The 23,773-nt window shown below is 56.1% G+C and carries 20 protein-coding genes and 1 tRNA gene; 2 read left to right on the forward strand and 19 right to left on the reverse strand.

Annotation, left to right across the window (positions count from 1 at the left end; all coding sequences use genetic code 11):
* Positions 1-102: 102 nt before the first annotated feature.
* The 19 genes from DWX39_RS00250 to DWX39_RS00340 form a co-directional block, all read right to left on the reverse strand.
* The gene (locus tag DWX39_RS00250; protein ID WP_117758084.1) at positions 103-1,482 is read right to left on the reverse strand and encodes a Gfo/Idh/MocA family oxidoreductase; all 1,380 of its coding nucleotides are present in this window, start codon (positions 1,480-1,482) and stop codon (positions 103-105) included.
* Positions 1,483-1,484: 2 nt separating this feature from the next.
* Complete coding sequence (locus tag DWX39_RS00255) at positions 1,485-2,546, reverse strand: histidinol-phosphate transaminase (protein ID WP_117758085.1); 1,062 nt, start codon at positions 2,544-2,546, stop codon at positions 1,485-1,487.
* 110 nt (positions 2,547-2,656) lie between these two features.
* Positions 2,657-3,367, reverse strand: a complete 711-nt coding sequence (locus tag DWX39_RS00260; RefSeq protein WP_117758086.1) for an IspD/TarI family cytidylyltransferase — start codon at positions 3,365-3,367, stop codon at positions 2,657-2,659.
* Between the two features lie 2 nt (positions 3,368-3,369).
* Positions 3,370-4,938: a phosphotransferase gene (locus tag DWX39_RS00265; RefSeq protein ID WP_158561589.1), complete on the reverse strand. Its 1,569-nt coding sequence runs from the start codon at positions 4,936-4,938 to the stop codon at positions 3,370-3,372.
* Positions 4,931-6,151, reverse strand: a complete 1,221-nt coding sequence (locus DWX39_RS00270) for a CDP-glycerol glycerophosphotransferase family protein (protein WP_158561590.1) — start codon at positions 6,149-6,151, stop codon at positions 4,931-4,933. Before DWX39_RS00270 ends, DWX39_RS00265 begins: the two co-directional genes overlap by 8 nt.
* A gap of 5 nt (positions 6,152-6,156) precedes the next feature.
* Positions 6,157-7,572 (reverse strand): lipopolysaccharide biosynthesis protein, encoded by a 1,416-nt coding sequence (locus DWX39_RS00275; protein WP_117758089.1) that lies wholly within the window; start codon positions 7,570-7,572, stop codon positions 6,157-6,159.
* Positions 7,559-8,836, reverse strand: a complete 1,278-nt coding sequence (locus tag DWX39_RS00280; RefSeq protein ID WP_147336358.1) for an O-antigen ligase family protein — start codon at positions 8,834-8,836, stop codon at positions 7,559-7,561. The genes DWX39_RS00275 and DWX39_RS00280 overlap by 14 nt, the downstream gene beginning before the upstream one ends.
* Before the next feature lie 72 nt (positions 8,837-8,908).
* Positions 8,909-9,517: a DapH/DapD/GlmU-related protein gene (locus tag DWX39_RS00285; protein ID WP_117758091.1), complete on the reverse strand. Its 609-nt coding sequence runs from the start codon at positions 9,515-9,517 to the stop codon at positions 8,909-8,911.
* A gap of 15 nt (positions 9,518-9,532) precedes the next feature.
* Positions 9,533-10,570 (reverse strand): glycosyltransferase family 2 protein, encoded by a 1,038-nt coding sequence (locus DWX39_RS00290; RefSeq protein WP_117758092.1) that lies wholly within the window; start codon positions 10,568-10,570, stop codon positions 9,533-9,535.
* A 208-nt stretch (positions 10,571-10,778) separates the two neighbouring features.
* Entirely contained in the window at positions 10,779-11,075 is a 297-nt protein-coding gene (locus DWX39_RS00295; RefSeq protein ID WP_147336359.1) for a hypothetical protein, read from the reverse strand.
* Positions 11,076-11,133: 58 nt separating this feature from the next.
* Positions 11,134-12,000: a phosphorylcholine transferase LicD gene (locus DWX39_RS00300; RefSeq protein ID WP_117758094.1), complete on the reverse strand. Its 867-nt coding sequence runs from the start codon at positions 11,998-12,000 to the stop codon at positions 11,134-11,136.
* Between the two features lies 1 nt (position 12,001).
* Positions 12,002-13,060, reverse strand: a complete 1,059-nt coding sequence (locus tag DWX39_RS00305) for a glycosyltransferase (RefSeq protein WP_158561591.1) — start codon at positions 13,058-13,060, stop codon at positions 12,002-12,004.
* Between the two features lie 47 nt (positions 13,061-13,107).
* Entirely contained in the window at positions 13,108-14,217 is a 1,110-nt protein-coding gene (gene wecB, locus DWX39_RS00310) for a non-hydrolyzing UDP-N-acetylglucosamine 2-epimerase (RefSeq protein ID WP_199411418.1), read from the reverse strand.
* Positions 14,210-15,016 carry a WecB/TagA/CpsF family glycosyltransferase gene (locus DWX39_RS00315; RefSeq protein WP_199411419.1) on the reverse strand — a complete coding sequence of 269 codons (807 nt, stop codon included), beginning with the start codon at positions 15,014-15,016 and terminating at the stop codon, positions 14,210-14,212. The genes wecB and DWX39_RS00315 overlap by 8 nt, the downstream gene beginning before the upstream one ends.
* Positions 15,003-15,752, reverse strand: a complete 750-nt coding sequence (locus tag DWX39_RS00320) for a sugar transferase (protein WP_233508824.1) — start codon at positions 15,750-15,752, stop codon at positions 15,003-15,005. Before DWX39_RS00320 ends, DWX39_RS00315 begins: the two co-directional genes overlap by 14 nt.
* Positions 15,753-15,818: 66 nt before the next feature.
* The gene (gene loaP / locus DWX39_RS00325) at positions 15,819-16,364 is read right to left on the reverse strand and encodes an antiterminator LoaP (protein ID WP_233508823.1); all 546 of its coding nucleotides are present in this window, start codon (positions 16,362-16,364) and stop codon (positions 15,819-15,821) included.
* Between the two features lie 777 nt (positions 16,365-17,141).
* Positions 17,142-17,217, reverse strand: a tRNA-Ala gene (locus DWX39_RS00330).
* Between the two features lie 70 nt (positions 17,218-17,287).
* The gene (locus tag DWX39_RS00335) at positions 17,288-17,929 is read right to left on the reverse strand and encodes a thiamine diphosphokinase (RefSeq protein WP_117758097.1); all 642 of its coding nucleotides are present in this window, start codon (positions 17,927-17,929) and stop codon (positions 17,288-17,290) included.
* 9 nt (positions 17,930-17,938) lie between these two features.
* Positions 17,939-18,628 (reverse strand): HAD family phosphatase, encoded by a 690-nt coding sequence (locus tag DWX39_RS00340; RefSeq protein ID WP_117758098.1) that lies wholly within the window; start codon positions 18,626-18,628, stop codon positions 17,939-17,941.
* 331 nt (positions 18,629-18,959) lie between these two features.
* On the opposite strand from DWX39_RS00340, the gene glgB reads away from it, so the two are divergent.
* Together glgB and DWX39_RS00350 are read left to right on the forward strand one after the other, a co-directional pair.
* Complete coding sequence (gene glgB, locus DWX39_RS00345) at positions 18,960-21,221, forward strand: 1,4-alpha-glucan branching protein GlgB (RefSeq protein WP_117758099.1); 2,262 nt, start codon at positions 18,960-18,962, stop codon at positions 21,219-21,221.
* 94 nt (positions 21,222-21,315) lie between these two features.
* A complete protein-coding gene (locus DWX39_RS00350; RefSeq protein ID WP_117758100.1) occupies positions 21,316-23,742 on the forward strand; it encodes a glycogen/starch/alpha-glucan phosphorylase in 2,427 nt (808 codons plus the stop codon).
* Positions 23,743-23,773: the final 31 nt, after the last annotated feature.

Consider the following 23,773-nt stretch of genomic DNA (forward strand, 5'->3'; position numbering starts at 1 on the left):
GGTCATCGACACTCTCTACCATCGCATGACATTATCGAAAATGCCAACGAATATCATTGTGCTCTGTATTGTTTATTAGTAAAAAACTAAAGGCGAAAGCTATCATGCAACTTCTAGATACTTTACGCTCTCGCCGCGTTCGAATGCGCCTATAACTTCACAGGTGGCTTTGGTGATATCGCGATCAATGCCGCCTTCGCGGCGAAGTGCCTCTTCACCTGTGATGCCCTTTTCGACATCGGCGATCATTCTTAGGAAAGAAACCCATTCAAAGCGAATACCTTCCCCGTCTAGCTGATAGAAATAACGTCTGTTATCGGCTGGGTTCTCGTAACGGATTTCGAAATAATCAGTCTTCCACCAGGGCGCAGGAACATATATGTAGCCCTTTGTGCCCGATACAACTAGACTGCCCTCAGACTTAGCGCCTGAGCCGACCTTTGCTGTTGCCACGGCGTTTGGAAACTCAACGTCAAGCCTCGAGAACTCATCGAAAGTCTTGTCGTGTTTCTCGCACAAGGACGAAATGCGCACCGAGTTAGGTTTAGTACCTAGTATCTGGAAGATTGGCAATAAGGCCGTCGGCCCCCATGCCGTCATGCTGCTCCAAGCAGTGTCGCGACGCGTATCAAAAGGAGCGCGATTGGTCTTAAGATTGGTTATAGTGGCATCGACCGAAACGACCTCACCAATACGTCCACCGGTGACCAACAACAGCATGCGTGCGTAGGCGGTTGAGTATGCCGTGCGCAGCGAGTCCATCAACACAAGGCCTCGGTCGTCGGCTAATGCGAAAAGCTCGCTGCATTCCTTAGCGCTCTTTGCGATAGGCGCTTCGCACATCACATGCTTGCCGGCATTTAAGGCTCGTTTCACCTGTTCATAATGCCGATCAGGATGCGAGTGAATATACACAATGTCAACCGCATTTAATAACTTACCGTAATCATCCGTTACAAGCTTGGCTCCGAGTGGACCCTCATCTAGCAAGCTGCGATCTTCAACACAAATGCCGACAACCTCGAGACCATTTACCAAACCGCATTCAGTAAAAACGCGATTCATATAGTCGGTATATCCAACTAAACCGCAGCGTAGTTTAACTGAACTTCGGATTTCCGTAGAAGAGACACCACTGGTGCGCTCGAGGTACACAACTTTGCAGTACTCATTCAGATAATCGAATTGGCCCTCCCAATCTGATCCCACAGTAAAGATATCGACTCCATAGCGCTTGATGTCGTCGATTTTCTGGCCTTCGTACTCTTCGACGACAATCTTGTCCGCAAGCCCGGTTGAACGCACTGCTGCAATACGCTCTTCAAGCGATTGTTGAACGTTAATCTTGCCGCGTTGTTTGTCAAAGTCATCCGACGTAACGCCAACGATTAGATAGTCACCTAAGGCCTTAGCACGCTCCAACAGGCGGACATGCCCGTGATGAAGATGGTCGTAGGTTCCGTAGGTAATGACCTTAGTCATGGCTAGGCCTTGTCCAACTCAATCAGCGCTTCCATGAATCGCTCCATCGAACGCTTAGGACCAGTGGTAACCCTCAGGCAGCTGCCAAAAGCGCCAATACCGTCATATTCCTTAATGAGGATGCCCTTCTCGGCCTTCATACGGCGAACGATTTCAGAAGCATCGCTAAACGGCTTAATGAACATAAAATTGCCTTCGCTGCTTCGATATTCATAGCCATTACTGTCAAGTTGCTCAACGAGCCACTGCTTGCCGGCAAGCTGATTCTCGATCATGGAATCGAGCATGCCTTCGGTTTCCATGATTTTCTTTGCGAAGAGCATGGCAAACATATTTACATTGTGGGGAGTATTCAGCTTCTGTACGAGGGAAACTCCCTCAGGCCATCCTGCTACATAGCCTAAACGAGCTCCAGCAAGCGAGAATAGCTTCGAGAAAGTACGAGTTACAAATACATGTTCATGGGTAAGGGCGTAATTAATGGAAGTCTCGGGGCAGAAATAATGGTATGCCTCGTCAACGAGGACAGTAATCTGACGGCGTTCCGCTTCCTCGAAAAAGCGCGTCATCTCGGTCTCGCTCCAAGCATTGCCCATGGGGTTATTCGGATTAACAAGAATTAGCAGCTGCGTGTCATCGCTGATTTTGGAAATCACATCATCAACCGTGATGGTTAGGTCATCCCTGTAAGGAACCGGCACAAAATTGCGCCCATACATCTTCGAGTACACTTCGAACATCGCATAAGAGGGCGATACACAAACGATCTCGCCGCTAGGTGCAGTGAAGGCCTCAATGATGTTGCGAATACCCTCGGAAGACCCGTTAACAAGCGACAGATGCTCGATGTCCGTACCAAGTCTTCCAGCAAGGAATTCAGTAAACTCAAGTGTCTCCGGGTACTGGGCTACCATTTCAGGCGTCACCCCCGAAAGAACCCCGTCGATGAACTCTTGAGATAGTCCCTCGGGGTTCTCGTTCAGATCAAGTCTGAGGTAACCCTCGCGCTTGTTCTGGTCAAAGATGCGATGAAGGTTCACGAGCCTCTCGTTAACGTAGTACACACTTACTCCTTTGTTTTAAGGTCATGAATTTTAAAGCTTCAAGAAAACCCATTGAAATCGTACGCTCAATAAAATCTGCACATACTGGCCAAGACGGGCAAGGAAGGGAATCACTCCAGATCATCCGCAGCCAGAATCCATCCTTTGAACAGCCTCAGATCCTCGGCCGTCGTGATCTTGATGTTCGCGGTCGAGCCCTTGGAGAACCATACGCGCTCCCCCATCGCGAACATCAGGCTCGTGGTGTGCGGTTCCACCTTCTCCAGAAGCCCGCGGCGGGCGCCCTCCTCGTAGACCCACTTGGCGTATCCGTAGCGCAGCGCCTGCGGGGAGTTCAGGCACATAACCTCGTCGCGGTCCACGAACCCGCTCGTTCCCTCGCCGTCGCCCGGGGTCGCGGTCAGGTACACCTGGCTGTGCGCGGGGCTGGCGTTGCCGTGCAGCCCGCAGACGCGTATCGCGTCGGAGATGACCTCGTCGGAGACGAACGGGCTGGCGCCGTAGTGGACGAGCACCTGGTCGTCGTCGGAGATCTCGCCCTCGAGGTTCCTGAGGCCGCTGATGACGGAGTCCTGGAACTCCCTGCCGCCCTCGGCCACCCAACGGACCTTGTCGAAGCCGCCGGCGTCGCAGATGGCGCGCAGCTCGTCCTCGTAGCCCTTGCGGCAGACCACCTCTATCGCGTCGACCTCGGGGTGGTTCTGGAACCTCTCGATGGTGTAGGACAGCACGGGGCGCCCCAGGACCTCTATGAACTGCTTGGGCACGTCGGCGCCCACCCGGGTGCCGCGGCCGCCTGCTAGTATTATCGCTACGTTCATCTCTAATTATCTCCATACATCTCGAGTGCAAGCGGGAGGTAGAGGTTGAGGGCGCGCCAGCTCCGCAGCATGAAGAAGCCGTCCTCGCCCAGCGTGTCCTTGAACAGGCACCAGCACACCCAGTACCAGGAGCACAGCGCGAACACGCCGTAGGCGTGGCGCCTCTCCCCGGGGCTCGGCTCGCGACCGAAGTACAGCGCCAGGATCTCGTCGCCCTTCTCGCGCGAGAGCCCGTCGCGCACCACCATGGTCGCCAGGTCGTTCATCGGGTCGTTCATGCCAGCGTACTCCCAGTCGATCATGCACAGGCCCCCGTCGCCGACGATCCAGTTGACCGCGTACGTGTCGTTGTGGCAGAGCACCTTCGGCCACTCGTCGAGCTCCACGTGGTGCCAAACCCGGCCCAGGCGGCGCCTCAGGCCGGCGAGGCGCCCCACGGCCTCGCCCTTCCTCGGGGAGGCGAGCTCGAGCAGGCGGTCGCCCTCGGAGAGGAGGTCGACCGCGAGCGCGCAGGAGGCGCCGCTCTCGTGGAACGCGCGGATTTGCCCCACGCCCGCCGCGAGGTCCGCGGGGTCCTCGTAGTCGAAGGACCGCGACGAGGGCACGAAGCGCGAGAGCTTCCAGCCCTCGGGGCTGATGTCGATGACGGAGGGGTCGATGCCCAGCTCCATAGCCGTGCGCTCGGCCACCACCTCGGCGTCGCGGTCGACCAGGGCGGAAGAGCTCACGCCCGGGTGCCTGTTGACGTACTTCTGGTGCCTGAGGTGGAACGAGAACGAGACGTTCGTCAGGCCCGCGTTCAGCGGCTTGATGTGGGTTATTTCCTCGGGCGCGCACGAGAGCAGGCGGCAGATGTTGGCGATTGCGGCGGGGCTCACGTTCGCGAGCACGCCGTCCTCGCCGAGCTCCTCCATGCTGTCGAACTCGAGCATGCCCTCGGGGGCGTCGACGGCGAAGAGCGGCAGCTCGTCGGCATGCCGGCCCCAGAACTGCTCCCACAGGAGGCCCTTGACGCCGATGTACCCGCGCTCGCGGTCGTAGAGCCCGAAGAACCGCTCCGCCCACTCGGGCGCGATATATGCCGCGCCCACCATGCAAGTGCCCGAGGGGGCTCCGCAGCGGAGGTTCGCCAGCCGCCCGTCGTCGCAGACGTCCGCGACGAGCTCGCGCGTGGCGTCTTCCTGCTCGCGCGCCATGCGCACGGAGCGGTCCCCGCCGCCGAAGCCGACGAACGGGTTCTCAGCGTACCAGTGGTCGGCGCAGCACAGGAAGGAGCCGCCCAGGCGGTCGCGAACGATGTCCAGGCTCGAGAGGTTCGACTCGTCTGCCCAGCGGGTGCTCACCACCAGGTCGACGCCGAACCTGTCCTCGAGATAGAAGAATTGCTCCTTCTCGTAGCCCACAACCACTGTGATGTCCTCGACGCCAGCTTCACGAAGCTGGCGGATTTGCCGCTCGATGAGTACCTCGCCCTTATATTCGAAAAGCCCCTTGGGCTTGTCGTACAGCGGCGGGAAAAACTGGGACGACTTGCCGGCAGCAAGGATAATGGACTTGTTGATCTTAACCACGACCAATCACCTCTTCAACGGTCACACCCGGGATAGCCAAGGAATTGATGATTTTGGCAATCGCCTCGTCGCCGCGCCCGTCGTCCTCTAGACCGATCATCTTTGAAAATCGCTCAACATCACGCTTGTGCTCGTCTTCGCTATATCTCAGGATTTCCGAAAGCAGCTCCTCCTCATTTTGAGCAACGGGGAAAGGGCGATCCTGCAGGGAGTAATAGAAGCCTCTGTCATCGCTATAAGAAGCAACATCAGGGGCATAAATGAATCCAGGCCTGCCCGTAAGCATAAAATCCTCCATGATAGATGAGTAATCGGTCAGAAGCACATCCGTAGCTGAAAGAAGCTCCTGGGCGTCTTTGTAGAAGCTGGCATCTGTATACTTTTGCAAGAAATCGGGCCTGTGCAATTTTGCAATATTCGGATGCAAGCGATAAGCAAATGTAAACTTACGTCCGAACCTTTCGCTTAGCGCATGAATTAAAGCATCATAGTTAAAGCGGTAGGCATCCATCTCTTCGTTACGCCTGAAAGTGGGAGCATAGACGCAAAGTAATTCATCCTCAGGAATTCCCAGAATATTACGGACTTTTCTTCGAGCTATGTCATCACCTAGAACCAAAGGCCTGTTCCTGGGATTACCGCACCTAACAATAGGCCCGCTGTACCAAAACGCCCTCCGATAGACATCCTCATAGAGGCGATTGTCTGCGAACATCAGGTCCGTATCATTTCCATCTCGCTTGGCATCGCGAACATATTCATAGGGAAGGTGCTCGGCAACGTCCCCCTCAACGCGTTTAGGCGAAAGATAAGCATGCCAGGTCTGAATGTAGATTTGATCTTTCCTTTTTGGAACGTACTTCGATCGACGGCAATTGTCTATCCAGAATCTTGCAGTCGACAACTCGTAACGAGCTTGATGGCTCCCGTAGGCAACTTGGCGAACGTAAGAAGGAATATCGTCTTGAGGTTCGTTCAATAGAAGAACGAGGTCGAATTTACCAGGATAAAGTCTATTCAACGCCTCGGAAATATATTTCGGATTGCATAAGTAGCCACGGCCCATGTTGCATATAAGAACTACTTTTCGATAATCGATCTCAGCCTTGCGAGAAAGTCGAACTCCGTCGAGCCGTTTCGGTGCCTCGGGAATATCTTTAATACTAAACCAAATTGGCTTAGCCGTATTTTTTATGACTTCAGTTAAAGGCATTACCATCACCTAACTCCTTTTATCGAAAACAACTTCTTCATCACATCGGCAAGGTCCTTCGCGTAGAGAACTAGGACGGCGATAAAAAGTGCGAACAAGAGCGCATACATACCTATCTCATCAGTAATTAAAAGAAGGGTGAGGGACTGAGCTATCAAAAGAGCGTAAGTAGCGACATCGCGCACGAGATTGATGCGGATCCTCACGTAGCACTTGGCACGAACGAGTCTGAGAATCCAAACTTCCACATAGCAAATAGTTGTGGAAATAGCGGCTGCCATAGGACCAAAGAAAGGAACGAAAATGAGGTTCAGCACAAGATTGGTGATAGCTCCGGCAGCAGAAGATGTTGCAAAGCTCTTGGTGTCTTTCACAGCGGTGAAAAAACCGCCGAGATAGTTTGAGAGAGCGCCGAAGATAATCGCAATCGTCAGCCAGGGGACGTACTGCCAAGCAACGAAAAAATCGTTCGCATAAAGAAAGCGGGCAAACACCTTATCTAAAACGATGATCGCAGAACAGACAATGGTGAGCATACAGTTGTATATTGAATACGTCTGGGCAAAGAACCCATTGCTGTCATCAGGGTCGTAGTCTTTTACGACCGAGAGGGTCCAGGCTTGACTGAAGATATTTTGTAAGATGCTCAGAATCGAAGGAATCTTGGAGGCGACTGAGTAGATACCATTTGCCGCCAAGCCACAGAAGAATATGACAACGTAGCGGTCAGAGACACTTGTCACCCACCAGGCAATGCTGTTGGCAGCAAGTGGGAGCGAATAGACAATAAGCTCTTTAGTCTCTACTTTATATGCAGAAAAGAGCCGTATATGTTTTAGGATTCCCGTCTTGATAACAAGGAAAATAAATTGACTAAGTGGGCCAAGGATATTTGCAAGAAAATAGCCATCAAGCCCCATGTTAAGGGGAACGAGCAAGACGACGTTAAGCAGAATCGTAATGAACGATCCGAGGACACCAGAGATGGATAAATCGGCAATTTTATCAACTCCACGCGCATAAAAGAGCAATAGTCCTGAAAAGGCCTGCGACGCGAACATCAATAGAAAGTAAAAAGAATACAAAGGAGTGAGCTCAAATAGGGCAGTCCGGTTAACGATTAACAGCCCCACCATTACGAGAGCGGTTCCTAAGAGGGTGCACCTGAATCCAACCGTCGCAACGCCATCTTTGTCATAGTCCCTATCCAAAGAGAATCTAAGCACGCCCTCTTGAATATTTAAAGTAACAATTGGCAGTAGAACCCCGACAGTTGTATAGAAGACGTCATAGGTACCGTACTCTCCAGTCGTTAGGACGCTTGTATATAACGGAACCAGGAAAAAACTCAGCAATTTGGTAGCAAAATTACTGATTGTGAGAAGCCCAACGTTTTTTAACAGATATTTATACCGTCCCATTTTCGCCCCCCTCTTCTAAAGAGGAGCGTGATTTCAACCATACAACCATGGGGATTGCGGCGAACAAGAGCTGCGACCCGTAATAAATATCGACGTTGTCCGTAAAAAATAGGACGAACATGAATAAGGTGATCAGAACATACGCGTTGAAGGTTTCCTCGCCGCACACCTTGTGAATCCAAGCCGGGAGATAGACAAGAAAATATCCGAGCCAGCAAAGAAATCCGAAAAAACCAATTTCATAGTAATACTTAAGGATGTCGCAATGGACTCCACCGACATGCAGGTAAGAATAAGTTGTCGTAAACAAATGCGTAAGCGAGTTGACACCCGCACCGATATAGAGAGGGCTAAACACACTATTGTCAACGGTGACCTGCCAATAGTAATTTCTACCCATTACATTTAGAGAGTGACCCGACATCCAGCTAGAGATGAAGCCGTTATACAACAGCACGACAAAGACGAAACAGCAGACTGCCAGCAAAAACAAACCAGCCGAGTAAATCTGCGCCCCGGCTTTCTTCCCTAAATGACTATGAATAACGTGGGCCACAACAACCACGACGATCGCAAGAAGGACAATTCGCTTAAAACCCATGAAGCACATTGTAAGAGACGCAATTGTTTTGATTCCCCTCCCCCGTTCGCAATCGATCAAGAGGTAATAAACCGACAAGAAGGCAGCAGTGAAGGTAAACTGATGCGTTTCGAATGGGTTGAACGCCAAAGAATTAAACATAGCTTCAATGGGTGCGACTAGACAACCAATACCCGCAATCATGCACGTATACGGAACAACAAAAAGAAACGAGACGAGGCATGAATAAAAGACAAGATCGATGGTCTTTTTGCCATAAAGATAAACAGACGCGATTGGGAGTGCAACAGCAATGAACTGATTGAAACCCCCTGGGTGCCCCGAGGATGATAGGCCCGTAACAAATAGAAAGTAGGAATACAGCAGAATCAGCATTTTTGGCAGTGCGAACCTTATTCCAAGTGGCTTAAGCCCTCGGTTGAGAGGGCCGCTAGTAGAAACGGTCCTTGATAAAGCAACGACGATCCAAAAAACGGATATCCCGTATACGACAACATTCGGGATGTCGTAACCCGCTACCTGAGTGTTAAGCGCGATGCCCATGCTGACGATGAATGCGAATTCATCGACGGTCAGACGGACACTCATTTTCCGCACCGATTTATCTATTGACATTTCATCCTTTCTGAAAGCGCGGGATGATCGTGCTTTATTTACAGTCATCGATGAAGTCGTTGTAATCCTTGTATTGTTTAGCGCTCTTCATCCACTTTAGGCTCTCATCCCACGTCCCCATCAAGCTCGCCTGCGACTCATGCACACCGCAGAGATGCTCGGGGTCTGCGAATAGCGGGAAGTACTCACGAATCTCCTCGGGCTTGGGATTGCGGCCCCACCTTGAACGGAATCTCCGCACGTATTCCTTGGCTTCCTCGACCTGCGCTGCGGCTCTCTTCTCCCGATAGTGTTCCAATGAGCAGATTCGCCGAGCGGGCACCCCCCCCAAACAGAATTGCCCTCGACATGACCGCTCACCACAGCATGGGCGCCGATAATCACGTTGTCCTCGATAGTCGTGCCGCAAAGGATGGTGGCGCCCCACCCGACGAAGACGTTGTTGCCGATGGTGACCGGTTTCTCGTTGCCCAGAATTTCGCCCGTCTTGCCCTTGACTACTGACCAGCCGTAGTCATGGGTAAGGATAGTAATGGGCCCCGTGAGGTTAACGTGGTCGCCGATTGTCAGAAGATGCGGGTCGGTGATGTCGACGCGCGTGTCGCCGGGGCAATGGAACGTGACGTCCTCACCAATAGTGACGCCGCATGAACGTAGGTACTTCAAATACCCCTCGTTATTCACGAGGAGCTTGTTGTAAACCTTCCTCACCACGTCTCTCAAAGCCATGTTTGCGTCTCCAATCTAGATGACCCCCTGAACCGCAGCCATGTAGAGAACGTTTACGGCCTGGTGCCTTAGCAACTGCACGAAGGCCTTCTGCTTAAAGCCGAGTCTCTCGCATGGGTAGTCATTAATCACTTTCAGCAGACGTTCGTCGACCGCCATAGTGCGTATGGCACGGCAGGCGTCGCGGCGGCTCTTACCGCTTACGCGAGGCACTTCCTGCGAAATGCACATCTTCATATTGATAAACAGGGTCTTTTTTAACCTCAAAACGCATTCCGCCTCCGAAGGCGAGCCTGCCACAAGTCGAAGGGCGTAGTCGTAGAAGAACAGACAAGCGTCGAAGCGATCCGGTCTATAAGAAGTGGTGAGTGAGGAGAGATTCGTGCGGTACGAATATCCCACGCAACTCGTCGTCACCACCTTGTTGCAAGTCCGGAGGTACCTGTATTTAAAGACGAAGTCTTCGCTGATTACCTCGCGCTCTGAGGGAAAGCGCAGAGCATGTTCGTCTATGTTCGACTTTGCGAATATAGACGAACATGCCGACATTGGAATCGAGTCGGACGCCTCGGGCGCGCTGCCGCACACGCGGGGGACGAGCCTCTTCGCCAGTCTTTCACCTTCCCACACGGCATCCTCGAGCTTAAACTCGAACTGAGGGTTTCCCTCTCCGTCGCGCTTGGTGAACCCACCAAGAACACAATCCGCTCCTGTGTCCTCGATGGCGCGGGCGAACGTCTCGACCATGTCGGACTCGAGCCAGTCGTCGGAATCAACGAACATAACATGTGTGGTCTCTGGAAGCAGATTATCGAGTCCCGTGTTACGCGCGAAACCAAGCCCTGCGTTCTCCTTATGCACTGTTCGCACGCGATCGTTCTCAAAGGAGAGTCGATCACACAGCTCGCCCGACCCGTCGGTCGACCCGTCGTCGATGAGCAGTACCTCGAACACCGAGTACGACTGTTCCAGAATGGAGCGGACACACCGTTTAAGATAGCGTCTAACGTTGTACACGGGCACGATTAGGGTTAATTTCAGATTTTGATCCACGTTTAAATAGGCCTTCTAGTCGTATCTCTTAATCAACCGAGCGGGCGCCCCGGCGTACAGAGCGCCCGCTTCGTTAAGGTCGCGCGTGACAACAGAGTTCGCTGAAACAAGAGAGCAACACGCAATCGTGCAGCCGCGCGTAACGACCGTATTAGCGCAAAGCCAACAACGATGACCGATCGAAACCGGCGCGTGGAGTAACTTCGAGCTAACCCCCCCTGCGATCGAATTCGTGGTCGTGGTCATAAATCTGGACATTAGGACCAAGGAGCGTGTCTGCACCGATGCGGGCGGATTCGACTACCGTCACTCGGCAGCCCTCGTTCATGTAGACGCCGTCTTCCAGTACTAAAGTTGCGCCTTTATTGACCTGTACGATGCATTCAGGGCTCAAATAAACGCCCGCACCGATGCTGAGGGAGGCGCCCTCGCCCAAAATCAACCGTGTGCCCTTGCCCAGGTACAATGGTTTGCCTGAGGCGATCTTGAGCCGATTTCCGGCCACAATGCGCACCCTTAGCACCCGTAGGGCGGAGGCGCCCCATTTAAGAGCCTTAGCAATCCTATTCATCGGTGCTTCCGCTGCTCGTAGGGTCGAAGTTGTTGGAAGCGCTGACACGCCAGGCCTTCAACTCATGCGCAATACGTTTGTCGGCAGGCGGAAGTGACATATAGTCCCCGTACATTATCGAGAGATAGCGGTCCGCATCCTCAAAGCCAAAGAACTGTTCATTTTCGAATTCGTATTCAACCAAGTTGCTAAACAGGCTTGCTGGGAAAACCTCCAGCGACTGACTGACCGCCCAAGCTAGATTGGCAGCAGTGCCGATAGTCGAAAAGCAACCGTTATCCGTCATCGTTCTTAGCTTACCGAGAGCCCACTGTTGCAGAGGGGTGTGCCTGGCAAGCGTGCCGAAGACGGTTTTGAAGCAGCCAGCAACTCCTGGCTGTCCCGAGCTCCATCTTGATGCTTGGAACAGGTACTTATATCGAACTGCTGCATCCCAGGCCTTGCTGGCTTCGGCTTCACTTTCGAAAGAAACAATCGGAAAGATATCGATCCACACATATTCGCGGATTCCCTCTGCAATGAATGCAGACTTTACTTCAATGCTGGTATCAACCAGTTTTTCAAAAGGAATCGCAGCAGAAACTTTAGAGTTCAGCTGGCTGGCAAGCTTGACATGTGATAACTCTGCTCCAGCACGTGAACCGAAACTTTTTAGAAATTTCCTATAATCCTCAACAGGCATAACGACATCGATATCGTCATCCCAGGGAATGAACCCCTTGTGCCTAACCGCACCGAGCAGAGTTCCGGAGCCCATTGAGTATCGTAGATTGTTCTCTCGGCAGTAGGAGTCGAAAATGCGAAGGAGACGTAGTTCGGCATCTTTCACCTCTTGCATGGATAAATATTCAGTCGGCATATTACGCCCCTTTAGTCATATATCTATAGCGATCAGAGAGCTGCTTGTAGAGCGACCGCGTGGTGTAACCCGCTTTATCGAGAAACGGAACGTAGTCGACCTTGGCGGTAATTTCCCTTTTGCCGGCGCAGGCTTCCAGCAAATCGGCCCACTCCTTGTCGGAAAGCGAAAGCCCTGCTCGCTTGAGAAGGCCCGTCAGATCGGCCTCCTGGGTAACCGCGTCAGAGCTGAGGATGGGCAGTCCATTTGCCTGGGCCTCAATGAAGGCAATCGGGAGCCCCTCGTGGAAAGAGGGGGCGAGCAGCGCGTCCATGGCGCTGTAGTACCTCCAGATATCGTCAACAGTACCGATGAAAACCGCCGATTCGCCCAGCCCCAATTCAGCCGCCCTCTCCTTCGCAAGGGGAAGTTCCTCGGCTTGGCCGAAGAGCAGAAGGCGGGAATCGGCCTCACTGGAGCGCAGCTGATTGAAGATATCGAGGGCGCGCAGTGTGTTTTTTGCAGGAATACCCGCCCCAACAAACCCTATGACGGTGGCATCGCCCGGGATCCCAAGCCGATGTCTAACGGCAGCCCGGTCAGAGGACGAGAATCGGAATTTATCGGAATCGACCCCGTTGTGCACCAAGGCATAGCCAGCGCCCTGAAAGAGATATTCACCTGCGACCTCGCTGCATGCCCAGCGCTCACTCGCCGACGGGAGAAACCTCTCTATCATGGCCACGTTGACCATATTCTTCAAACGCGAGGTGCTGCCAAGCGCGCTGTTATGGCAGTGCACGATGCGCGAGGGAACTCCGGTCTTTTTGGCCTCAGAGGCGAAGACGAAGCCGAGCGCATTGTTCGTGTGAATCTGAACGATGTCGAAACGGTGCTTCGACAGAAAAGCGCCAAGGCGCTTCGCACCCAGAGTGCCAACCAATAGCGGGCTGTAGCTATCGATTAAAGGACCGAAGAATCGCTCTCCGAACCTGTCCCCTTCGACTCTTCCCACCGACAGCACGCTCTGCTCGATATCGGGAGCCGGGCAATCGAGCATCGTGGAGACGAAGGTCCTCACCCCGCCCCTTCCGGGCCCTAGCTGTTGAATGATGTGCAGGACCCGAATCATCGCGACCGGCCTGCCAGCACGTCCGCAATCCGCTCGCTCGCATGCCCGTCTCCGTAGGGGTTGGAGGCGTGGCTCATGGCCTCGTACTCAGACTCGTCAGAGAGCAGGCGGCTGAACTCACGGTAAATGACGTCCTCCTCGGTGCCCACGAGCTTCAGCGTGCCGGCCGCCACACCCTCGGGACGTTCGGTGGTATCGCGCATGACGAGCACCGGCTTGCCCAGGCTCGGCGCCTCCTCCTGGATGCCGCCCGAGTCGGTGAGGATGAGGTGGCTCGCGGCCATGAAGTTGTGGAAGTCGAGAACCTCGAGCGGGTCGATGATGTGGAGCCTGTCGAAGCCGTCGAGCTCCTCGTGCGCCGCCTTGCGGACGAGTGGGTTCATGTGGATGGGGTAGATCGCCTTGGTGTCGGGGTGCTCCTCCATCACGCGGCGGATGGCGCGGAACATGCGGTGCATGGGCTCGCCCAGGTTCTCGCGGCGGTGCGCCGTGATGAGGATGAGACGGGAGCCCTCCGCCCAGTCGAGCTCGGGGTGCGAGTAGCCCCCGCGCACGGTGGTGCGCAGGGCGTCGATGCCGGTGTTCCCGGTGACCCAGATCTTCGACTCCGGCTTGCCCTCGTCCAGCAGGTTCTGCTTGCTGGCCTCAGTGGGGGCGAAGTAGTACTCGCTCACGATATCGACCGCCTGGCGGTTGAACTCCTCCGGCCAGGGGCTGTAGATGTCGTGCGTGCGCAGGCCCGCCTCGACGTGCCCCACGGGGATCTGCAGGTAGAAGCATGCGAGCGCCGCGGCGAAGCTTGTCGTGGTGTCTCCGTGCACGAGCACGACGTCGGGCCTCTCGTCCTCGAGGACGGCCCTGAGCTTGAGCAGCACGTCGCACGTCACGTCGAACAGCGTCTGGCCCGGCTTCATGATCGCAAGGTCGTGGTCGGGAGTCACGTCGAAGACGCGCAGCACCTGGTCGAGCATCTCGCGGTGCTGGCCGGTCACGGTCACCACAGTCTCGAACTCATCCGTGCGCGCCTTCAGCTCGTTGACGAGCGGGCACATCTTGATTGCCTCCGGGCGGGTGCCGAAGACGAGCATTACTTTCTTCTTAGTCATTGGCCTTGCTCCTCTTTGACTCCTTGCGGAGAAGCATGTAGAAACGGGTGTTGCCGACCACGTAGCGCTTCACCAGGCGCTTGGGCTCCTGCATCATGCGGAAGAGCCACTCCAGGTTCGCGCGCTGCATCCACATCGGGGCGCGCGGGATGTTGCCGGAGACCACGTCGAACGAACCCCCCACGCCCACGAAAGCGCCCTTGGCGCCCAGCTCGCGGAAACGCTCGATCAGGCGTTCCTTCTTGGGCGAGGTGATGCCCACGAACACGATGTCGGGCTCGGCCTGCTCAACCTCGGCGACCACGGCATCGAACTCGTCTTCGCCGAAGTAGCCGTCACGGTAGCCCGCAAGGACCATATTGGGATACCTCTCGGACAGTACCTCGGCGGTCTTTGCGACCACTTCGGCTTTGGCGCCTAGCAGGTAGACGCTGTGCCCCTCACGCTCGGCCAGCCCACACAGCTTCCACATGAGGTCGATGCCGGCCACGCGCTCGGGCAAGTCCACGCCCAGCTTCTTGGCGGCCATGACCATGGACGCGCCATCGGCGTTTACGATCTCGCAGCGGCGCACGCACGCATCCATCTCGGGATCGTCACGCATCTGAAGCAACTTGTCGGCGTTCACGCCGATCAAATGAGCGAAGCGCCCCTCCTTGATGAGGGCATTGGTCGCCTCGACGGTCTGCTCCATCGTCCACGGGTCGACGGGCGTACCGAGCACTTCGACGCGCTTTGGCAGACCAGCGTTAAAACTAGCGTCCTCGTATTTCTCTTGGGTATCTTTAGAAAGCACCATTTCCGCTGACAACCTCAATCACTGTGAGTAGGATTATTTTCAAATCGAACAAAGCGCCCCGCTTGGCGATATATTCCAAGTCGCGACGGACCATACCGTCGAATCCCGTCGAATTGCGTTCGGTGACCTGCCACCAGCCAGTGATGCCCGGCTTGACGGCCAGACGCTGCAGGTCATACTCGGTGTACTGCTCCACCTCGCGCGGCAGCGGCGGGCGCGGGCCCACGACGGACATCTGGCCCAGGAATACGTTGAGGAACTGCGGGAACTCGTCGATGGAGTGCTTGCGGATGAACTTCCCGATCTTGGTGACGCGGGGGTCCTCCTTCATCTTGAACATCGCGCCGGCGATCTCGTTCTGCCCCTTGAGCTCGGCGAGGCGTTCGTCGGCGTCCCTGTACATGGAGCGGAACTTCCACATGCGGAACGTGGTCAGACTTCCGTCGGGGCGGGTCTGTCCCACTCGGATCTGGCTGTAGAAGGGGCTGCCCTCGCTCTCCAGACGGATGAGCGCCGCCAGCACCAAGCTGGGAATCGCGATTACGACGAGCACAGCACCGCTGAACACGATGTCGAACGTGCGCTTTATGGCCCGGTAGGCCAGGCGCGAACGATCCCAGTCCATGATGGACTGCATAGCCTTGTAGCGGCCGGCGCCCTCGCGTCGGTCCATGGCCTGAGCAATGAGCGCTGCCCCCGCAGGCGCATCCGTTGCAAATTGAGTTTTATCCGACACGTTTTCTTCCAAGACCTCGTCCCCGGGTCGGGGATCCTCCCTGTTCTGTGTAGCGATCGCCTGCAACTAGGCGATCGCCTTTTTAAGGTTGCGCATGACGCGCTGCTCGGCTGAAAGCACGGCAACGCCAACGCGGGTGGTTACGCGTCGGCCGCACAGGTCGAGCTCCAAATAAGCAGTGCTCTTGCGTCTGTTAATGGATTTGATAAGGCCCTCGTGGCCCAGCAGCGGACCTGCCGTCACTAAGACCTGGTCGCCGTCTTTTAAGGCCTCGCTCATGGGCACTACGCGGTCTCCCCTATGCGTAAAGCCGCCAATAAGCTGGACCTCTTCTTTTGCCAGCGGCACAAACTGACCGTCCTGGGATAGCACCCGGGCAAAGTCGTCCATGCGTAACAGATACTGTTGCACGGTGCGGGGATCTGCCGTATCGCAGATGAGATATCCGGGAAAGAGCGGCTTGGTCGTGTTGACCCATTCGCCGTGTACCTTAATCTCGGTTTGAAATTGGGGATAAAAGAGCTCCTGCATGGCACCAGCTGGCACCACACGCTCGATGCGCTCGCGCATTGCGTCTTCGCGACCGTTAATGACCTGGATCACATACCACACGAGCACCACCCCCTTGCTGTCTTACGTGTGGCTCACGGGGTTTGGGTATGGCTTCGCCAGGGCGCTTGTGCGCGAAGGCGCTCCATATTCAAACCCTGAGCCCAGTTAGACAAGCACGTGGCTCTGCCCCACCGTGAACGGTATGTACAAATGCAGTTGCTAGAGTCGCGGACGTGTATCGCAAAAATGACCGTGACCCCAGCTGGCTGCGTGCGAACCAGTCAAGCGAGTACAAAACTGGACCGCACGCAAACAGCTATAGGACTGCTACGTTTTGTCATGCTTACTAACAAGTATTTGCATCTCATATCTAAATCGATGCAAATTAAAAAGTCGCATGACTTCTTTATTGGAGCTCGTGGTATTTCTAACACCGCCGTTACGACCGGATGCTGATCAACCCCGTGCTATGTGGCCTGTTAGAGCCGTGAGCACAGTTGAACTCATGTAACGTTAGGTATCCTAGCACAAACTGGTAGCGAAACTGATTTGGGTTGCGTTGGACAACATATCGTTCATTTGGCGTGCTTAAGGGGGTTGTTTTTGGATGTTGTTCACGTTGGCGCAGGATATTGGGGTGCGAGCGGTGATTAAGGGCGATCCTGAAGCGCAAATGGAACGGCGAGCTGCACTGATAATCACGTTTGTCTAACAAACTATGTACAGACATGGGAAATAAATTGTGCAACTTTTTGTTGGTGTGGGTGGGGTTTGTGGCGCGAGGTATTTTGGCATGAAAAAAGGCCTTCGGAATTCCGAAGGCCTTTGCATTCACGATGGTGGAGACGAGGGGGATCGAACCCCTGACCTCTTGACTGCCAGTCAAGCGCTCTCCCAGCTGAGCTACGCCCCCGTGACGACGAGATACTATAGGGGAAGTTGGCTCGACGTGCAAGGACTTTTTTGGGTCAGACTTTAAATGCCTAATGATATAGGTAAGCGATGGCGGTGCCGGTGTGGACTTGGATCGTGGCTGTTGATCTGACGACGTTGCTGATGCCCGTATCCGCCAAGAGTCCTAGCGGGGAATGGTTTAGCTCCCACTCTAAGCCGAGTTCGCTAACCACGGTGTTGGGGGCGATGGCGATGATGGAGAACGTCTTGCCTTCGGCGCCTTCAATAGTCCAGGATTCGCCTCCGTGCAGGATGTGGGCCGTGGTCTCGTCCTCGGCAATCCAGACGGGGGCGTCCGCATAGCTTGCCAGTAGCCCTAACACGGACAGGGCCATGTCGGGACGGCCGCCCGTAGCGCAAGTCGCAACCACTTCGGCACCTGGCCAGCGACGGCGGACGGAATCGAGCGCCAGCGCAAGATCGGTATAGTCCTTGTACGGGTCGTGGCGCTCAACTTCAAAGTCGGTGGCGGCATCGATCAGCGCGCGGCCCGCATCGCTCACCGTGTCGGCATCCCCCACATATACGTCGCAGCCCAGTCCCGCGCCCAGCAGCGCGTCGAGTCCGCGGTCCACAGCGATGACGTGGTCGCACTCCCCTGCTAGCCTACGCAACAGATCCGCGCTCGCCACCACGGGCGAACCACAGACCACTAATACCTTGCAAACCACAGCCCTCGCCTATCCCTCAAAAGTAAGCACACGGGCAAGGTCAAGCTCCTCGTAGCTGTCGATAAAGATATCGCAGTTGCCACGCACTTCGTCGCGCTTCATGCGGCCGTGCGGGTCATAGATGCCCACGCGCTTAAAGCCAGCGACCCCAGAGCTCTTTAGGCCAAAAACGGCGTCCTCAAACACCCAAGCGCACTCAAACTTGCACCCATGGCGCTCCTCCAGGCGGCGCAGCGCCAACTCGTACACATCGGGGAACTGCTTGGAGCGCCCCGCCTCGCCCGTCGTGGTAACAAACTCCATGTATGCGTCGAGTCCGGCACCAGCGAGCGCGGACTGCACCAGCTCGGCCGGCGTGGACGTGGCGACGCACATGGCAAAGCCGGCCGCCTTTGCCTGCTCCAAAAATGCCAGGAGCCCCTCGCGCGGCGGCACCTTGGAGTACCCATCGATCAAGATGTCGCTCAACTCGCGATAGAGCTCCTCGCCATTCGTGCCAATGCCCCACGTGTCGTGGTATGCCTGGCACTCATCCTCGAGCGACAAATGCTCAAACTGGGCAAAATCGTCGACTGTTACGTCAACTCCGTGGCGGCGCAATAACTCGGGCTGGGCATAGGCCCAAACGGGGGTGCTATTAACCAGCGTTCCGTCGCAATCGAAAATAAAAGCGACATTGGGAGCAGCGGTCTGGGACATAAACGAACCTTTCGATGTCAAATGGTAAACATCCTGTTAAAAACGTTTTACCAAACGTCAGACTAACAATCTTGAAACCCTAATTGGTAAAACTGTCAAGAGTTTTACCATCGCAATTCTGCTAGTGGTCTAAACATGGCGCTTACCGATTAAACGCCGCCCAAAAACCACTTTCCTTCATAAAAGTAACGTACAGGTGTTATCGTAGTTTCTGCCGAAAGTTCCACCGAGCACGCGAGGTGGAACGAATCATAGAACTATCGCCGTCCCTTCGATTCGTGCAGCTTTGGACCTTTCGCATCTAGTCACCAAGGCAACACGCTGCCGCGTCATGATGGGATCAAACGTGAGCGATACAAAGCTAAAGCCAACGGCTAAAAAGCCCGCAACCCGTAAAGCCGCCCCGCACGCACCGGAGCTCACCAAGGACGATGTCTATCTATTTGGCATCGGCACGTGGGAGCGCAGCTGGGAAAAGATGGGCGCGCACCCCGACACGCAGAACCGTACGCGCGGCTGGCGCTTTTGCGTTTGGGCGCCCGATGTAAAGAGCGTGCATGTCATTGGCGAATTTAACGACTGGGATGAAGAAGCCAACCCGCTGGTGCCCGTGCATACGAGCGCTATTTGGGAAGGCTTTATTCCTGGCGCAGAACAAGGTCAGCTCTATAAGTATCTCATCGAGACCAACGAGGGCGAAAAGCTCTACAAGGCCGATCCGTATGCCTTTAAGGCCGAGTGCCCTCCGGGTACTGCGAGCGTGCTGTGGACACTCGACGGCTATAAGTGGAACGATGCCGCATGGCTCAAGCGCCGTGCCGGCCACAACCACATGTCACAGCCCCTTAACATCTACGAGGTGCATATTGGCTCGTGGAAGCGCCATGGCGACGCACCGCAGGGCGAGCCGGACGAGTACGGCAACTACCCCGGCCCCATGGATCCCTTCCCCGCGCAGCGCGGCGATTTTTACACCTACGACGACCTGTCGGTGGAGCTCGTGGACTACGTGCGCGATATGGGCTATACGCATATCGAGGTCATGCCGCTTATGGAGCATCCCTTCGATGGCTCCTGGGGATACCAGACGACCGGCTACTATGCCGCCACGTCGCGCTATGGCGACCCGCAGCAGCTCATGCACTTTATCGATGCGTGCCACGAGGCAGGCATTGGCGTGATCATGGACTGGGTGCCCGGCGGTTTCTGCGCCGACTCCCACGGCCTTGCCACCTTTAACGGCCACATGCTGTTTGAGCACGAGATTCACCCCAACTGGGGCACGCATAAGTTCGACTTCGCCCGCGGCGAGGTCCGCTCCTTCCTAGTCTCCAACGTGCTGTACTGGCTCGAGAACTTCCACGTTGACGGCATCCGCATGGATGGCGTGTCCAGCATGCTGTACCTCAACTTTGGCATCGACGATCCGGGCCAAAAGAAGTTCAACAAGTACGGAACCGAGGAGGACCTGGATGCCAGCGCGTTTATCCGCCAGGTCAACTGCGCCGTGGAGGCCCACTTCCCTGACGTGATGATGATGGCCGAGGAGTCCACCGCGTGGCCGCTCGTGACCTATCCGCCGCAGGACGGCGGCCTGGGCTTCCACTACAAGTGGGACATGGGCTGGATGAACGACACCCTGCACTACATGCAAACCGATTTTCCGTGGCGCCCCGGCAACCACGGGCTGCTCACGTTCTCCATCATGTACGCCTTTACCGAAAACTTTATTTGCCCGCTGAGCCACGACGAAGTCGTGCACGGTAAGTGCTCGCTCATCGGCCGCATGCCGGGCGACTGGTGGCGTCAGTTTGCCGGCCTGCGCACGCTGGCTTTCTACCAGATGACGCACCCCGGCGCCAAGCTCAACTTTATGGGCAACGAGATCGGCCAGTTTATTGAGTGGCGCTACTACGAGTCCATCCAGTGGTTCCTAACCGAGGAGTACGAGACCCACCGTCATCATCAGGCGTTTATCAAGGCGCTCAACCACCTGTACACCGCCGAGCCCGCCCTGTACGAGCGCGGCTACAACGACGACGGCTTTACCTGGATCGACGCGGACAACTCCAAGCAGTCCATCGTGAGCTTTGTGCGCCAGGGCGAGGACGTCGATGACGACCTGGTGATTCTGATCAACTTTGACCCGGCGAGCTACGAGAGCTTCCGCGTGGGCGTGCCGCGCGAGGGTGACTGGGAGGTCATCTTCGATTCTGACCGTCCCGAGTTCGGTGGCAGCGGCTATGCCGGCAAGGAGCCCTACACCTGCTCGAGCGAGCCCTATCCCTGGAACGGGCAGATGGACTCCATCGAGATCAAGGTTCCCGGCCTGGCAGGTGTGGTGCTTAAGCGCCGCGGCCCCAGCAGCTATAAACCGCCAGTGGTCGAGGCTCCCAAGGCTGCGACCAAAAAGCGTACGTCCACGGTAAAGCCCAAGCCCGCGGCCACCAAGAAGGCTCCGGCTAAGACGAAGGCTACCAAGCCCGCTGCCAAGGCTTCGGCCAAGTCCACCACGGCCAAAAAGGCAGGCACCAAAAAGGCCGCTCCCAAGGCTAAGGCAGCTGCCGTTAAGGCTCCTGCTAAGAAAGCGTAACAAAGCCGTTACAGCTGTAATTACCCGCCCCGACGGGGCGTAGGATACATGTCATAACCGTTCCGGGAGAAACATCCCCGGGGGAAAGGAACGTATGAATAAGATCTTCGACAACAAGCAGGAGTTTACCGAGCTCTATCGCGATGCCGTCATGAGCATTAGCGGCAAGAGCGTCGAGGCCGCCAGTGACCTCGACCGCTTTAACGCCCTGGCCAAGCTCGTGGCCGAGAAGGCGCGCACCGTTGCCACCAAGAGCGACGCCCGCGTCACCGCCGAGGGCAAGAAGCGCGTGTACTACTTCTCGATCGAGTTTTTGATCGGCCGCCTGCTCGACAACTACCTGCTCAACTTTGGCGTGCGCGACATGGTCGCCGAGGCGCTCGAAGACATGGGCTTCGACCTGTCCGTCATCGAGAACCAGGAGCCCGATCCGGCTCTGGGCAACGGTGGCCTGGGCCGTCTGGCCGCATGCTTCCTGGATTCCATGGCAGCCGAGGGCATTGCCGGCTACGGCAACGGCATGCGCTACCGCTACGGCCTGTTTAAGCAGGAGATTGTCAACGGCAGCCAGGTCGAGGCCACCGACGAGTGGCTCACCCACGGCTATCCCTGGGAGGTCCGTCGTCAGGACAAGGCCGTGACCATCAAGTTCGGTGGCCGCGTCGAGGGCTTTGAGGAGAACGGCCGCACGTTCTACCGCACGGTGGACACGCAGGACATCCTGGCCGTCCCATATGACATCCCCGTTGTGGGCTATGCCGGCGAGACCGTCAACAAGCTGCGCGTCTGGGCCGCAGAGCCGGTCGAGGAGCACTTTGACCTTGAGGCATTCAACCGCGGCGACTACGCCCTGGCCGACGCCGAGCGCGCCGAAGCCGAGGCCATCAGCGCCATCCTCTACCCCAACGACGCCGGCGAGCACGGCCGTCTGCTGCGCCTGAAGCAGGAGTACCTGTTTGTCTCTGCCGGTATCTACAGCCTGCTCGACACCTTTGAGAAGGAGCACGGCGAGAACTGGGAGCTGCTGCCGCAGTTTGTGGCTATCCACACCAACGACACGCACCCCGCCATGTGCGGCCCCGAGCTCATGCGCATCCTCATCGACGAGAAGAAGCTCGAGTGGGACGACGCCTGGAACATCGTGACGCAGGTCGTGAGCTACACCAACCACACCATCCTGCCCGAGGCTCTGGAGAAGTGGCCCATCGGCACGTTCTCCAAGCTCCTCCCCCGCGTGTACCAGATCATCGACGAGATCAGCCGTCGTTGGCACGAGTCGTTCGACACCACGCAGGAGGGCTGGCAGGAGCGTCTGCGCCAGACCGCCATTCTGTGGGACGGCGAGATTCGCATGGCCAACCTGTCCGTGATCTGCAGCCATAGCGTCAACGGCGTGGCAAAGATCCACTCCGACATCATCAAGAACATCGTGCTCAAAGACTTCTATGCCCTCACGCCCGAGAAGTTCAACAACAAGACCAACGGCATCTCGCACCGTCGCTTCTTTGCCGAGGCCAACCCCACCTATGCCAAGCTCGTGACCGAGGCCATTGGCGACGGCTGGCTTAAGGACGCCTTTGAGCTGGAGAAGCTCAAGGAGTTCCAGAACGACACCGAGTTCCTGAAGGCCGTGGGTGCCTCCAAGCGCGCCAACAAGGAGCGTCTGGCCGCCTACGTCAAGGCCGAGACCGGTCTGGTCATCGACCCCAACACTGTCTTCGATGTTCAGGTGAAGCGCTTCCATGCCTACAAGCGCCAGCTCATGAACATCATGAAGGTGATGGACATCTACAACCGTCGCATCGCCGATCCTAACTTCCACGTGACGCCGACGACCTTCATCTTTAGCGGCAAGGCCGCCTCGAGCTACACCTTTGCCAAGGAGACTATCCGCCTCATTAACTCCGTGGCCGATGTCATCAACAACGACCCGCGCGTCAACGAGGTCATGAAGGTCTGCTTTATCCCCAACTTCCGCGTGAGCAACGCCCAGCTCATCTACCCCGCCGCCGAGATCTCGGAGCAGATCTCCACGGCCGGCAAGGAGGCCTCGGGCACGTCCAACATGAAGCTCATGATGAACGGCGCCATAACGCTGGGAACCCTCGACGGCGCCAACATCGAGATCGCCGACCTGGCCGGCCGCGAGAACGAGGCCATCTTTGGCCTGACCGCCCCCGAGGTCGAGCAGCTCTGGGCGTCGAACAGCTACTTTGCGTGGGATACGCTCAACAACGATCGCGAGCGCCTGGGCCGCGTGATGGACGAACTCAAGGACAACACCTTTGCGGGCCTTTCGGGCAACTTCGAGAGCATCTACAACGAGCTCATGAACAACAACGACCCCGACCTGGTCATGGCAGACTTCCGCAGCTACGTGGATGCATGGGAGAAGCTCACGAACAGCTACGGCGACCAGGAGACCTGGAACCGCAAGGCCCTGCTCAACACCGCCTCCTCCGGCTGGTTCTCGAGCGACCGTACCATTCGCGAGTATCGCGACGAGATCTGGCACGCGTAAAGGCGCGCGAGCTCCCTTTGCCGCACGGCAT

The organism is Collinsella sp. AF19-1LB, from assembly GCF_003459655.1.
In the GTDB taxonomy this organism is placed as follows: Bacteria; Actinomycetota; Coriobacteriia; order Coriobacteriales; family Coriobacteriaceae; genus Collinsella.

Bases quoted from the DNA above. Each gene is read 5' to 3' on its own strand.
- glgB (WP_117758099.1), top strand. From the start codon at position 18,960: ATGATGGGATCAAACGTGAGCGATACAAAGCTAAAGCCAACGGCTAAA.
- DWX39_RS00300 (WP_117758094.1), bottom strand. From the start codon at position 12,000: ATGCCGACTGAATATTTATCCATGCAAGAGGTGAAAGATGCCGAACTA.
- DWX39_RS00350 (WP_117758100.1), top strand. From the start codon at position 21,316: ATGAATAAGATCTTCGACAACAAGCAGGAGTTTACCGAGCTCTATCGC.
- DWX39_RS00250 (WP_117758084.1), bottom strand. From the start codon at position 1,482: ATGACTAAGGTCATTACCTACGGAACCTACGACCATCTTCATCACGGG.
- DWX39_RS00260 (WP_117758086.1), bottom strand. From the start codon at position 3,367: ATGAACGTAGCGATAATACTAGCAGGCGGCCGCGGCACCCGGGTGGGC.
- DWX39_RS00340 (WP_117758098.1), bottom strand. From the start codon at position 18,628: ATGTCCCAGACCGCTGCTCCCAATGTCGCTTTTATTTTCGATTGCGAC.
- DWX39_RS00280 (WP_147336358.1), bottom strand. From the start codon at position 8,836: ATGACTGTAAATAAAGCACGATCATCCCGCGCTTTCAGAAAGGATGAA.
- DWX39_RS00270 (WP_158561590.1), bottom strand. From the start codon at position 6,151: ATGCCTTTAACTGAAGTCATAAAAAATACGGCTAAGCCAATTTGGTTT.
- DWX39_RS00285 (WP_117758091.1), bottom strand. From the start codon at position 9,517: ATGGCTTTGAGAGACGTGGTGAGGAAGGTTTACAACAAGCTCCTCGTG.
- DWX39_RS00275 (WP_117758089.1), bottom strand. From the start codon at position 7,572: ATGGGACGGTATAAATATCTGTTAAAAAACGTTGGGCTTCTCACAATC.
- wecB (WP_199411418.1), bottom strand. From the start codon at position 14,217: ATGACTAAGAAGAAAGTAATGCTCGTCTTCGGCACCCGCCCGGAGGCA.
- DWX39_RS00315 (WP_199411419.1), bottom strand. From the start codon at position 15,016: ATGGTGCTTTCTAAAGATACCCAAGAGAAATACGAGGACGCTAGTTTT.